Raw genomic sequence first — 12599 nt, 5'->3', positions numbered from 1 at the left:
AATAGTCCAAGGCGGGGGCTTCGGCCCCTGCCTTCTCCCCGGTTCATCCAGGCGTCGAGGCAATCATGTCCGCATTCGATGACAGGGCACCCTTGTTCCCCCGCATTCTCGCACTTCACGGGCGGCAGCGTGCCAGCAAGACGGCCCTTGTGGCCGAAGGCGTGCGGCTCACCTGGGGTGAACTCACAGCCCGCATGAACCGCCTTGCCCATGCGCTTCGCACGCTCGGCCTTGATGAAGGTGACCGCGTCGGCATCGTGATGTCGAACGGGGCGCCAATGGCCGAAGCGCTGATCGGCTGTATCGCCGCCGGCCTCACCTCGGTGCCGATCAACCTGTCGGTCAGTGACGCCGCGCTTGAAAACATGCTGAAGGACGCGGGCGCCAAAGCCGTGATCGCCACGGGTGACCAGATCGCGCGCCTGCAGCCGCTTGTCTCCCGCCTTCAAGGCATTCGCTGGATCACGGCGGACGCAGACCTGCCTGCCGGATGGATGGATTTCGCCAGTCTCTTCGATCACGGCCCCTGCCCCGACACTTTGCCGGACGTGAAACCGGCAACACCGATGAACATCATCTATTCGTCCGGCACCACGGGTCTGCCCAAGGGCATCGTGCATACGCAGGCCGGGCGACTGAACTGGGCACGCGACCTGGCGATTACGCTGCGGTACGATAGCGCCGCCCGCACGCTATTCACCATCGGCCTTTATTCAAACATCAGCTGGGTCGGTTTTCTGGCGACCCTCCTTTGTGGTGGCACACTTTATATCGAGAACGGCTTCGATGCCCGGCGCGTGCTGCAGCGGATCGAAGATGACCGTATCAGCCATTTCTCGATGGTGCCGATCCAGTATCAGCGCCTTCTGGACGTGCCTGATGAAGTGGATTTTGACCTTTCATCCCTCAAGGCCGTCATGAGCTGTGGCTCGCCCCTGCATGCCGACCTGAAACGTCGCCTGTTCGCACGGCTTGGCCCCAAGGTGATCGAGCTTTACGGGCTTACCGAAGGACTGATCACCACACTCGATCCCGAAGATGCTGAAGGCCGCTGGGCGTCGGTCGGCCTGCCGCTTATGGGCACCGAACTGAAATTGATCGATGATGAAGGCATCGAAGTCCCAGCCGGAACTGCGGGCGAGATCGTCGGTCGCGGGCGTATCGTCATGCCCGGTTATTGGAACCGGCCCGAAGCCACGGCGGAGGCCACATGGACCGACCCCCACGGCGACAGATGGCTGAGGACGGGCGATATCGGCCGCTTTGACGAGGACGGCTATCTGTACATCGTCGACCGCAAGAAGGACATGATCCTCTCGGGCGGGCAGAATATCTATCCGCAGGATATCGAGGCCGTACTGATGGAACATCCGGCTGTCAGCGAAGCAGCAGTCATCGGCGTGAAAAGCGAACGCTGGGGCGAAACCCCGCTCGCCGTCGTTGTTTGCAAGGCTGAACTCGACGCCAAAGCCCTGCTCGACTGGGCTAATGCGCGGCTCGGGCGGCAGCAACGCTTGACGGCGGTCGATTTCACCGCTGAACTGCCTCGCAATCCCAATGGCAAAATCCTGAAACGCGACCTGCGTGAACGCTACAAGGACCGACACTATGGCTGATTACAAGGACCGCTATTACACCAGCAGCGATGGCCTGCGCCTGCATTACCGCGATTATGATGCGGCCGGCACCGGGGACGGTGTTGAGACGGTCCTTTGCATGCCGGGCCTGACCCGCAACGCGCGCGACTTCACCGAGGTGGCCGATCACCTGAAGGGGCGCTACCGGGTGCTGGTTGCCGAGCAACGCGGGCGCGGCCTTTCGGCCTGGGACCCAAACCCGGCGAACTACCATCCCGGCACCTATATTGGCGACATGTTCACGCTGCTGGCGGATGCAGGCGCCACCCGCGTACATGCCGTCGGCACCTCGCTCGGCGGGCTGATGACGATGATCATCTCCTCGATGAAGCCCGGCTTCTTCAAATCCGCGACGCTCAACGACATCGGCCCGGTGATCGAGCAGACAGGCATCGAGCGCATCAAGGGTTATGTCGGCAAGATCACCCCGGAGAAGGATTGGACCGAAGCCACCCAACGTGTGAAGGCCATGGCGGCGGACGTGTATCCCGATTTCACGGACGCCGAGTGGGACAGCTTCACCCGCAAGATCTTCGTCGAAAAGGACGGCCATCCGATCCTTGATTATGACCCGAACATCGCCCTTCCCTTTAAGAATGCGACGTCGGAGGCCGCCCCGACCGATATCTGGCCCGCGTTTGAAAGCCTGAAGGGCACGCCGCTTGCCGTGTTGCGCGGCGGGCTTTCCGATCTCCTGTCGGCCGAGACGATGGAAGAGATGGGGCGCCGCCACGAGGGCATGGTCGCCGTCACCATCCCGAATGTCGGCCACACGCCGATCCTGAATGAGCCCGAATGCCTCGCCGCCATCGACGCGGTGATCGCCAAAGGCACGTAAACCCTTTCATTTCAGCCATGGACAGGCGGGGCCGGACTGTGGCAAAGCAGCAGTCCGGCGCAGGCCTGTCCGCCTCGCGCCTGTGAACAATGACCGAGGAGGCCCCCATGACCGATGCAAAACTGCCCATCAATGCTGAAGATGTGCGCTGCGCGGCCATGGCCATCAAAGGCGCCATCCCGCACACACCGATGCATCACTCCCGCACGCTCAGCGCCATCACGGGCGCCGACGTCTGGCTGAAGTTCGAGATTTTCCAGTTCACTGCTGCCTACAAGGAGCGCGGCGCGCTGAACAAGCTCTTGTCATTGCCGAAGGATACGAACGGCGTGATTGCCGCGTCCGCCGGCAACCATGCGCAGGGCGTCAGCTTCCATGCCGGCCGCCTTGGCATCCCGGCGACCATCGTGATGCCTGAAGGCACCCCCTTCAACAAGGTGAAGCGCACCGAAGAGCTTGGCGCCCGCGTCGTGCTTGCCGGCAAGACGTTCGAGGAAGCAACACAGGCCGCCTATGACCTTGCCGAGAAGGAAGGCCTGACCTTCGTCCATCCCTTCGACGACCCGATGGTGATGGCAGGCCAGGGTACGGTTGGCCTCGAGATGCTCGAGGACTGCCCGGAGCTCGATACCCTGATCGTGCCGATCGGCGGCGGCGGGCTCATCTCGGGCATCGCCACCATCGCCAAGGCCATCAAGCCGGGCATCAGGGTGGTGGGCGTGCAGACCGAAGCCTTCCCCTCGATGAAAGCGGTTGTCGACGGCACCGACCTCAAGGGTTCGTCCGTTACCGTGGCCGAAGGCATCGCCGTGAAAAAGCCGGGCGAGAAAACCCGCGAGGTCGTCAAGGCGCTCGTCGATGACATCCTGATCGTACCCGAAAGCCGTATCGAAGCAGCTATCCTGTTGATGATGGAAGTCGAGAAGGTGGTGGTGGAAGGCGCCGGTGCCATCGGGCTCGCCGCGCTGATGCACTACAAGGAATATTTCCACGGCCGCAAGGTCGGCATCGTGCTCACGGGCGGCAATATCGACAGCCGCCTTCTGGCCTCCGCCATCATGCGCGGCATGGCGCGCGACGGCCGCCTGACCCGCCTCCGGATCGAGATGATGGACCAGCCGGGCAACCTCGCCCGCGTCACGGAAGTCGTCGCCCGGCTTGGCGCCAACGTCATCGAGGTGAAGCATCAGCGCGAATTCGGCGCCGTTTCGCTGAAAATGACCGAGATGGAGCTGGTGGTCGAAACCAAGGACCGCGCCCACGCGGACCGGCTTGTCGAGGCCTTGGAAGCCGTCGGCTTCTCGGTAAGCGCCGCCAAAACCGTATAACCGGACACCCGCCCCGCTCACCCGAACGTGACGGGGCGGATTGCCGCACCTGCTGCATTCTGCTTGCGTCGTCGGGCTCGCCATAATAGATGTATTTTAAATACAGCTTAAAGCGAGACAGCGATGACACCGCCCCTGCCCCTCAATGACGAAGGCCTTGACCGGCTCGTGGACGCCTTCTACACCCGCGTCCGCGCCGACGACATGATCGGCTGGATTTTCAATAACGCGATCTCCGACTGGCCCCATCATCTGGAGCAATTGTCCGCTTTCTGGTCGTCGGTGATGTTGACAAGCGGCCGCTACAAGGGCCGCCCGATGCCGGCGCACATGAAGCACAAGGCGCATATACGCCCCGAAATGTTCGACCGCTGGCTTGCCCTCTGGGCCGAGACAACGAACGAACTGATGACCCCGCAAGACGCCGCCAACCTGCAGGAAAAAGCCGCCCGCATCGGCGAAAGCCTGAAGCTTTCCCTCTTCTTCAGCCCCGAAGACCTCGTCTCCCGCGCGGCAGAGTAACCTGACGCCCGGATCGGGCCTTCAATCCGCCTTGTTCCCGCCTTCCATTTCCGCCATGGTTGCACCATGACGCGCATTCAGGGAAGACGGCATGAACAAGTTTCTGGCTTTTGTGATCCTTCTGCAACTCGTTGGGGTCGGTTATTTTCTGCTACATGAACCCGAGCCATCAAGTGCAAACACCGAACAGATAGTCAGCGAGCCAACCAACGTTGCCCCGAAGGGAGACGCAAACGACCGCCCCTCGCATCCTCCATTGTGGGTCGATTTCTCGGATGAAAGGCGAAAACGCATCATCGAAGTCACCCGTGCCGGTGAGATTCATAAATACAAGTTTGCACTTCGTGAGCAGATGAAAAGCAGCGACCGAATGATGGCCAACCTTGCCGAAGCGCATCTCGAACTGATGCGGACCAGACCTGATGGCGAACGAGAATTTCTCGAATATCTTCTGGATCAATTTGTGAAAGGCGCGACTGCCAACAACGTTGTGGCGATACAAAAACTGGCAAATGCCTATGCGTTCGGTATTGGCGTAGCGGAGGATCAGGAAAAAGCAGTCGAGCTATTTGAAAAGGGCGCGTCCCTGGGCAGCGTGACGGCGAAGTTTTCTCTGGCTCGCTACATCCTGAACGGCCGTGGCACAAAACAGGATTTCGTGAGGGCACATCAACTGTTCACGGAACTTGCCGCGTTTCCCTATGACAGCGCTGAGGGATATCTTGCCTTTATCGAGAAGGAAGGCCTGACGGGCGAAAAAGATGACAGCCGCTACAAGAAACTGCTAGGGGCTGCGGCATCCACTGAGGCTAGTCAGAACCTGCTAACGCTGGGCCACCTGTACGGCTATAACGAGCTTCTTGTCTCGGCAGATCCCCTACCGGAAGCACATATCGCCACCCTGGTTGAAATATATGAAGCCCTCGTCGCCGTGAATAATCCGGATGGACTTATGGATCTCGGGTTTATGCTCGAACGTGGGCTTGGAATTCCTGCCAATCCTGCACTTGCGATACAATATTTCCACCGGGCCGCCAGACTTGGCAATGCTCCCGCGCAATCGGCTGTGGCATATCACTACAGGACCGGAAAATATATCCCGGTTAACATTGCTGAGGCCTACTTCTGGGAACGTCTCTCAGAAAATAACGGCATGCCAGGCGCGAAGCCTATCGTCGATCAATTGAGGGCACAGCTTTCAGCGGCGGAGATCACGGCTTTGGAAACCCGGATCGGACGCTTCAAGCCTGTACCCTCAACCTGATTCCTATCACTCAGCTGGCGCGCCCGTCGGGGTGCCACCCTCTTCTTCGCGCTGCTGCTTCTTGAGCTTCTCGGCCACGAAGCCGGGTGACTTCGTATATTTGGCGAGCATGTCGTAGAAAACAGGCACGATATAGAGGGTGAAGACGGTGGAGACGATCACCCCGCCGAACACCACGACGCCAATCGTCTGGCGGCTGGCTGACCCCGCCCCACTTGCAAACATCAGCGGCACGGCCCCCATCGCGGTCGACAGACTGGTCATCAGGATCGGCCGCAGGCGCAGTTTCGAGGCACCGATGAGCGCATCACGAATTTCGAGGCCCTCGTCCCTTAGCTGGTTTGCGAATTCCACGATCAGGATACCGTTCTTGGCGGCAAGGCCAATGAGCATGATAAGTCCGATCTGGCTGTAGATATTGAGCGTACTGCCAGCGAGATACAGCCCGAGGAGCCCGCCCATTACCGCGAGCGGCACGGTGAACATGATGACAACCGGGTGGACGAAGCTTTCGAACTGCGCGGCCAAAATCAGGAACACCACCACAAGCGCCATGGCGAAGGTGAAATAGATGTCCGAGCCAGCTTCCACATACTCACGGGTCGCGCCCTTGTAATCGATGGAGGTGGCATCGGGGATTTCGCTGCGCACCAGCGCCACCATATCCTCCAGCACCTCGCCCATGCTGTAGCCGGGCGCGAGGTTGCCTTCGATGGTCAGCGCCCGGACGCGGTTGAAGCGGCGCAGGGCTGCCGAGCCCGAGACTTCCTCAACCTTCACAAGGTTTGAAAGCGGCACCAGCTGGTCGCCCCCCTGTGTCGCCACATAGAGGTTCGTCATATCCATCGGCTGTTCGCGGTCCTGCGCTTCGGCCTGCAGGATCACGTCATACTCCTCACCGTCGCTCACATAGGTGGTGACGCGGCGACCGCCCATCATGGTTTCAAGCGTCGAACCGATGGTCTGCACCGATACACCCATGTCGGCGGCACGGGTACGGTCGATCTTCACTGCATATTGCGGCTGGTCTTCGCGGTAATCGATATCGGCGTTCGTCAGCCCCGGATATTTCTGGATGGCCTCGAAAAGTACATCACGATACCGGCCAAGGTCTTCGTAGGTGTTGGCGCCAACGACCAGCTCGAAATCCGATCCGCCGCCGCGCGAAGACGACAGGCCCGATGTCTGGATCGGGATGGCGCGCACACCCGGCACATTGGCTTCAAGCTTCTGGCGCAGTTCCTCGGCAATTTCACCGGCGGAACGCTGGCGCTCCTCCCATGGCTTCATCACGATGAAGCCGAAACCGCCATCGGATTCAACGCGCACAAGCAGGCGTTCCAGCTCGCCCTTTTCAACAAGAGGCAGGACCTGCGTTTCGATCTCGCGGGCGCGTTCACGCATGAAATCGAAGCTCGCGCCTTCGGGCGACCGGATATTGAGGAACAGCATGCTGCGATCCTCGATGGGGGCCAGTTCGCTCGGCACCTGACGGGCGAGCCCGCCGATCACGGCAAAAGCACCGACAAAGCACAGGATCACGAGCGGCTTGGCGCCAAGCGTGGCCTGCAGTGTGCGGCCATATCCATCCTGGACGCGGGCGAAGAAACGGTCGAGAAACTGGGCGAATTTCGGCTTCTTGTGACGGCGCCGCACGAAAAGCGAGCACATCATTGGGGTCAGTGTCAGCGCCACGATACTCGAGAAGCCGACAGCGGCCGACATTGTGATGGCCAGCTCGCCAAACAGGCGTCCGACGTTGCCGGTCAGGAACATGATCGGCACGAACACGCCAATGAGCACGAGCGTGGTGGCGATCACTGCAAAGCCCACCTGCTTCGCCCCGTTATAGGCAGCAAGCAGGCCAGGCTCACCTTCTTCAACCCGGCGGTAGATATTCTCCAGCACCACGATGGCGTCATCGACCACAAGGCCGATGGCGAGCACGAGCCCGAGAAGCGTGATGAGGTTGATGCTGACATCGGTCGCCGCCAGCGCCCAGAAGCTGGCGATGATGCACACAGGCACCGTCACCGCCGGCACAATCACCGTGCGGATATTGCCAAGGAACAGATAAAGCACCAACACCACGAGGCTCATGGCGATAGTGAGCGTGAAATAGACCTCGTCAATCGCGCGCTCGATAAAGACCGAACTGTCGTAGGAGGACAAGAGCCGCATGCTTTCAGGCAGCGTCTGGCGGATACGCTCCACCTCCTGTCGGACACCTTCAGCCACGGCCACCGTATTGGCGGTCGATTGCTTCACCACAGCAATGCCGACGAGCGGGTTGCCGTTGCCGCGAAACTCCTGACGTTCGCGTTCGCTGCCAAGTTCAACGCGGGCGATGTCACCCAGCCGGACAAATTCGCCCTGACCATTGTCTTTCGACAGGCGCACGACGATCTCGTTGAATTCCTCGGGGCGCGTATATTCGCGGTTGATACGGACGATCGTGTCGCGGTGGATGGATTCGATCTTGCCGGCCGGCAGTTCAACGTTTTCAGACCGGAGGGCCGATTCCACGTCGCCGATAGTCACACCGCGTGCCGCCATGGCCTGCCTCGACAGATGGATGCGGATCGCATAGCGGCTCGACCCAGTCACCCGGATCGCCGCCACGCCGTCCACCACGGACAGCCGGTCGACGATATTGCGCTCGGCAAAATCGGTGAGCTGCAGCGTATCCATCGAGGGGCTGGTGAGGTTGAAATACATGATCGGACGCGTGTCCGAATCCGCTTTCGAGACCTCGGGCGGCTGCGTGTCTTCCGGTAGGTTATCGAGAATGCGGCTGATCCGGTCGCGCACGTCGTTGGCCGCAGCATCGATATCCCGGTCCAGATTGAACTCGATATCGATGTTCGACTGGCCGTCACGGCTCGTCGATTCAATGAGCTTGATCCCGGCCACGCCGGCAATCGCGTTTTCGATAAGCTGGGTGACGCGGGTTTCAATGACCGCCGCATTGGCGCCAGGATAATCGGTGCTGATCGAAACGATCGGCGGGTCCACATCCGGCAGCTCACGCACAGAGATTTTGGAGAAGGACAGAAGCCCGAATGCCATCAGCAGAAGGCTGATGACGGTGGCGAAGACAGGCCGTTTGACCGAGACTTCAGAGAGGATCATTGCGCGGCCTCCACCGTGTTCGAGCCGGCTTCAGCGCCCGTCGATTGGCCAAGCAAACGTACCGGCACATCGGCATTGCCAAGGCGCAGCGTTCCTTCGGTCACCACAAGGGCACCTTCTTCGAGCCCGCTCGTGATCTCGACATAGCCGGGGCGGCGCAGGCCGAGCGTCACTTCCTTGCGGTTCGAGATGCCATTTTCAACGACAAAGACATAATCCTTGCCGGCTGTCGGCACCACGGCTTCTTCCGGCACCGCGATGCCATCCCACGTGCGGCTTGTCAGTTCCACCGTCATCAGCATGCCGGGGCGCAGGCGCAGGTCCTTGTTGTCCAGCTCGGCGCGCACGATGATGGTCCGCGAGATCGGATCAACCCGGCTGTTGACCGTGGTCACCTTGCCGCTGAAGGTCTCGCCCCGATAAGCCTCGACACGCGCGTCAACGCTCTGGCCCGGTTTGAGGGCCGCGATGAAGCGCTCCGGCACCGAAAAATCGACCCGCATCACATCGATCTGGTCAATCGTGGTAATGGGGGTCGTGGTGGTGATGAGCGATCCTTCGCTCACCTGCCGCAGGCCAAGAATGCCATCGAAGGGGGCCTCGATCCGGCGGTCATTGAGCCGCGCCTTGGCACCGTCCAGCCGGGCCTGCGCTTCATCAAGTTGCCGCTTGGCATTGTCGAGCGTTGCGGTGGAGGCATTGCCCCGGCGCACAAGGTCGGTCACCCGTTCATACTGCTGCTGCGCCTCGCGCAGGTAGGCGCCTGCTTCCTCGATGGCAGCCTTTTCCTCGTCATCCGTCAGCTTTACCAGAAGCTGGCCTTCCTTGACGAGCTGCCCGTCATCGAACAGGACCTTGCTGACCGTTTCCGAAACGCGCGACATCAGCACCACGGATTCCTTGGACCGTGCCGTACCGATGGCTTCCACAATGTCCGCGAACTGGCGCTTCTCCGCCGGAACGGCCCGAACCGTGATAGCCGACATGCCCCGGCCTTCTCCCTCGCCTCCTTTCGGATCAGAGAGCAGAAGCCAGGCGCTGCCCGCCACAACGGCGACCAACAGACCGGACAGATAAACCTTCGCGCGCGACATACAGACGACCCCCAAAAATCAAATCAAATGCGGACGCCACATACAGCGCCCATGTCCCTAATTCTATAGCCTCGTAGATATACGATCGTCAGAAGCAGTTTCATGCGTCCGTTATACGTAGAGGGCATAACTTCAGGATCACATATCTGTGATCCTTTGGCATTCACCTAAACCGGACTACCCCCAAAAGTCGGTAACCCAACGTTCAAGAACCCCCGCCACACGTTCTATGGCAGGAGTTGGCTGGTAACGCGGTTTAAGCAAAGCCAGATCACGCCGATAGGAGAAACCTTCAAGGGGTTTTGCGACGACCCGTTCGTCTGCAAGGCTGAACGGAACGACAGTCCCTCCGACACCCGCCGCCACCATCGCCACAGCCCTACTATCGTTGGGGGTGCGATAAACCAGCCGGGGGCGCACATTATGGTCGGTGAAATAGCGGCTGGTTTCGGAGAGGACCTCGCAGCGGCTGCGCACGATCATGCGCTCTTCAAACAGATCTGTCGCCGACAGGCTGTCGCGGCCCGCCAGTTTGTGATCGCGCGGCAGAATGAAAACATAGGGCTCACCGCCAAGCCGGGTAGCTCCGTGCCCGTCATCGCCCCGCCAGATCGAGATCGCGTAATCAAGGCTGCGGTCGTCCAGCCGGTTCAACAGTTCCTGCTCGGTGCCATCATAAATCTCCAATGTCACTTTCGGCCCGCGTTCCCGGTAGCCGCTCACGAAGGCTTCCACTTGCCGGTTGCCGAGCGTGCCCAGGAGCCCAAGCCGCAGCACCGGCACTTCTTCCACCGCCCGCACGGCTTCCATCGCCAGATTGCATTCATGGAGTATTGCCTTGGCGCGCGGCAGGAAGCGGATGCCCGCATCCGTCAGGAACACCCGCTTGCTTGAGCGGTCAAAAAGCGTGGTGCCAAGCTCGGCTTCCAGCTTCTTGATGCCCGAGGAAAGGGTCGGCTGTGTCACAAAAACCCGCTCCGCCGCCCGCGTGAACGAACCGGTTTCGACAACCGCCAGAAAATAGCGCAGAAGATACAGATCAATCATAGATGCTATCTATCGTAACCATATTTGCTTTCAACTGTACCAATACCAGAGCCGCGGATAGGATGCCAGCCACAAGCCTGCCAAGCCGCAGCAAAAATACGGGCCTGACCTTGGGAGACCCGCTCGATGAGCCAGCTGAAATCCACCCTCGACCCCGCCTCCGACGCCTTCAAGGCCAACGCGGCCCATATGGGCGCACTGGTTGACGACCTGAAAGCCCTGTCCGCCAGGATTGCCGAGGGCGGCAGCGAAGCGGCGCGCGCCAAGCATGTGGCCCGTGGCAAGCTTTTGCCGCGCGAACGGGTGCAGACGCTCCTTGATCCCGGCTCACCCTTCCTTGAGTTGTCCGCTCTTGCTGCGCACAATATGTACGGCGAGGAAATCCCCGCTGCCGGCGTCATCACCGGCATTGGCCGTATTGCGGGCCGTGAATGTGTAGTCGTGTGCAACGATGCAACCGTCAAGGGTGGCACCTATTATCCGATCACGGTGAAGAAGCACCTGCGCGCGCAGGAAATTGCTGCAGAAAACAAGCTTCCCTGCGTCTATCTCGTCGACAGCGGCGGTGCCAACCTGCCCAATCAGGATGACGTTTTCCCCGACCGCGATCATTTCGGTCGCATCTTCTATAATCAGGCGCGCATGTCGGCTGCCGGCATCCCGCAGATCGCCGTCGTTATGGGCTCCTGCACCGCAGGCGGTGCCTATGTGCCCGCAATGGCGGATGAAAGCATCATCGTCCAGAACCAGGGCACCATTTTCCTTGGCGGTCCGCCGCTTGTGAAGGCTGCGACCGGCGAGGTGGTGTCGGCGGAAGACCTCGGCGGCGGTGATGTGCACGCCCGTGTCTCGGGTGTGGCCGACCATCTGGCGAAGGACGACACCCATGCGCTCGGCCTTGCCCGCCATATTGTTGGTAACCTGAACCGCCGCAAGGAAATGCCGGTTGTCACCAGGGCACCGGTTGATCCACTTTATGACCCCGCCACCCTGCACGGCGTGATCCCCAAGGACGTGCGTCAGCCCTATGACGTGCGCGAAGTGATCGCCCGGATCGTGGACGGCAGCCATTTCGATGAATTCAAGAAGCTTTACGGTGAAACGCTCGTTACCGGCTTCGCGCACATCCATGGCATGCCGGTCGGCATCGTCGCCAACAATGGCGTGCTCTTCTCGGAAAGTGCGCTCAAGGGCGCCCATTTTGTGGAGCTTTGCTGCCAACGCAAGATCCCGCTCGTATTCCTGCAGAATATCACCGGCTTCATGGTCGGCCGCAAATATGAAAACGGTGGTATCGCCAGCGACGGCGCCAAGATGGTAACCGCCGTGGCGTCGGCCAATGTCCCCAAATTTACCGTCATCATCGGCGGCAGTTTCGGTGCCGGCAACTATGGCATGTGCGGCCGGGCCTACCAGCCCCGCTTCATGTGGATGTGGCCCAATGCCCGCATCTCGGTGATGGGCGGCGAACAGGCGGCGGGCGTACTGGCCACTGTCAAGCGCGACGGGATCGAAGCCAAGGGCGGCAGCTGGAGCCCGGACGAGGAAGAGGCCTTCAAGGCCCCGATCCGCGAGCAATATGAAGCCCAGGGCCATCCCTATTACGCCAGCGCCCGCCTCTGGGACGACGGCGTCATCGACCCGGCTGACACGCGCCGTGTGCTGGCGCTTGGCCTTTCGGCTGCCCTCAATGCCCCCATCGAAGACACACGCTTCGGCGTGTTCCGCATGTAGGAG

9 protein-coding genes are annotated in these 12599 nt (G+C 60.6%); 6 read left to right on the top strand and 3 right to left on the bottom strand.

Annotated features, from left to right (window positions below):
* Positions 1-65: 65 nt before the first annotated feature.
* The 5 genes from OU694_RS04310 to OU694_RS04290 all read left to right on the top strand — a co-directional run bounded on the left by OU694_RS04310 (position 66) and on the right by OU694_RS04290 (position 5589).
* Positions 66-1616 carry a class I adenylate-forming enzyme family protein gene (locus OU694_RS04310; RefSeq protein WP_308909742.1) on the top strand — a complete coding sequence of 517 codons (1551 nt, stop codon included), beginning with the start codon at positions 66-68 and terminating at the stop codon, positions 1614-1616.
* Entirely contained in the window at positions 1609-2475 is an 867-nt protein-coding gene (locus tag OU694_RS04305; protein WP_308909741.1) for an alpha/beta fold hydrolase, read from the top strand. Before OU694_RS04310 ends, OU694_RS04305 begins: the two co-directional genes overlap by 8 nt.
* A 107-nt stretch (positions 2476-2582) precedes the next feature.
* Complete coding sequence (locus tag OU694_RS04300; RefSeq protein ID WP_308909740.1) at positions 2583-3803, top strand: threonine ammonia-lyase; 1221 nt, start codon at positions 2583-2585, stop codon at positions 3801-3803.
* Positions 3804-3926: 123 nt separating this feature from the next.
* Positions 3927-4325 carry a group III truncated hemoglobin gene (locus tag OU694_RS04295; RefSeq protein ID WP_308909739.1) on the top strand — a complete coding sequence of 133 codons (399 nt, stop codon included), beginning with the start codon at positions 3927-3929 and terminating at the stop codon, positions 4323-4325.
* Positions 4326-4416: 91 nt separating this feature from the next.
* Positions 4417-5589 carry a tetratricopeptide repeat protein gene (locus OU694_RS04290; RefSeq protein ID WP_308909738.1) on the top strand — a complete coding sequence of 391 codons (1173 nt, stop codon included), beginning with the start codon at positions 4417-4419 and terminating at the stop codon, positions 5587-5589.
* Positions 5590-5595: 6 nt separating this feature from the next.
* On the opposite strand, the gene OU694_RS04285 is transcribed toward OU694_RS04290, so the two are convergent.
* The 3 genes from OU694_RS04285 to OU694_RS04275 form a co-directional block, all read right to left on the bottom strand.
* Positions 5596-8721: an efflux RND transporter permease subunit gene (locus OU694_RS04285; protein WP_308909737.1), complete on the bottom strand. Its 3126-nt coding sequence runs from the start codon at positions 8719-8721 to the stop codon at positions 5596-5598.
* Positions 8718-9815 (bottom strand): efflux RND transporter periplasmic adaptor subunit, encoded by a 1098-nt coding sequence (locus OU694_RS04280; RefSeq protein ID WP_308909736.1) that lies wholly within the window; start codon positions 9813-9815, stop codon positions 8718-8720. Before OU694_RS04280 ends, OU694_RS04285 begins: the two co-directional genes overlap by 4 nt.
* 177 nt (positions 9816-9992) lie before the next feature.
* Positions 9993-10862, bottom strand: a complete 870-nt coding sequence (locus OU694_RS04275; protein ID WP_308909735.1) for a LysR family transcriptional regulator — start codon at positions 10860-10862, stop codon at positions 9993-9995.
* Positions 10863-10988: 126 nt separating this feature from the next.
* On the opposite strand from OU694_RS04275, the gene OU694_RS04270 reads away from it, so the two are divergent.
* Positions 10989-12596, top strand: coding sequence for a carboxyl transferase domain-containing protein (locus OU694_RS04270; RefSeq protein ID WP_308909734.1), 1608 nt, complete (start codon positions 10989-10991; stop codon positions 12594-12596).
* Positions 12597-12599: the final 3 nt, after the last annotated feature.

The sequence above is a fragment of the Pseudokordiimonas caeni genome (assembly GCF_026719705.1).
GTDB classification, from domain to species: domain Bacteria; phylum Pseudomonadota; class Alphaproteobacteria; order Sphingomonadales; family Kordiimonadaceae; genus Gimibacter; species Gimibacter caeni.
Note: the sequence above shows the minus strand (reverse complement) of the source record. Positions and strands in the feature narration are given on the sequence as shown.

What these genes read in the sequence shown, in the direction of transcription:
- OU694_RS04275 (WP_308909735.1), bottom strand. Translation starts at nt 10,862, where the DNA reads ATGATTGATCTGTATCTTCTGCGCTATTTTCTGGCGGTTGTCGAAACC.
- OU694_RS04300 (WP_308909740.1), top strand. Translation starts at nt 2,583, where the DNA reads ATGACCGATGCAAAACTGCCCATCAATGCTGAAGATGTGCGCTGCGCG.
- OU694_RS04310 (WP_308909742.1), top strand. Translation starts at nt 66, where the DNA reads ATGTCCGCATTCGATGACAGGGCACCCTTGTTCCCCCGCATTCTCGCA.
- OU694_RS04285 (WP_308909737.1), bottom strand. Translation starts at nt 8,721, where the DNA reads ATGATCCTCTCTGAAGTCTCGGTCAAACGGCCTGTCTTCGCCACCGTC.
- OU694_RS04295 (WP_308909739.1), top strand. Translation starts at nt 3,927, where the DNA reads ATGACACCGCCCCTGCCCCTCAATGACGAAGGCCTTGACCGGCTCGTG.
- OU694_RS04280 (WP_308909736.1), bottom strand. Translation starts at nt 9,815, where the DNA reads ATGTCGCGCGCGAAGGTTTATCTGTCCGGTCTGTTGGTCGCCGTTGTG.
- OU694_RS04270 (WP_308909734.1), top strand. Translation starts at nt 10,989, where the DNA reads ATGAGCCAGCTGAAATCCACCCTCGACCCCGCCTCCGACGCCTTCAAG.
- OU694_RS04305 (WP_308909741.1), top strand. Translation starts at nt 1,609, where the DNA reads ATGGCTGATTACAAGGACCGCTATTACACCAGCAGCGATGGCCTGCGC.
- OU694_RS04290 (WP_308909738.1), top strand. Translation starts at nt 4,417, where the DNA reads ATGAACAAGTTTCTGGCTTTTGTGATCCTTCTGCAACTCGTTGGGGTC.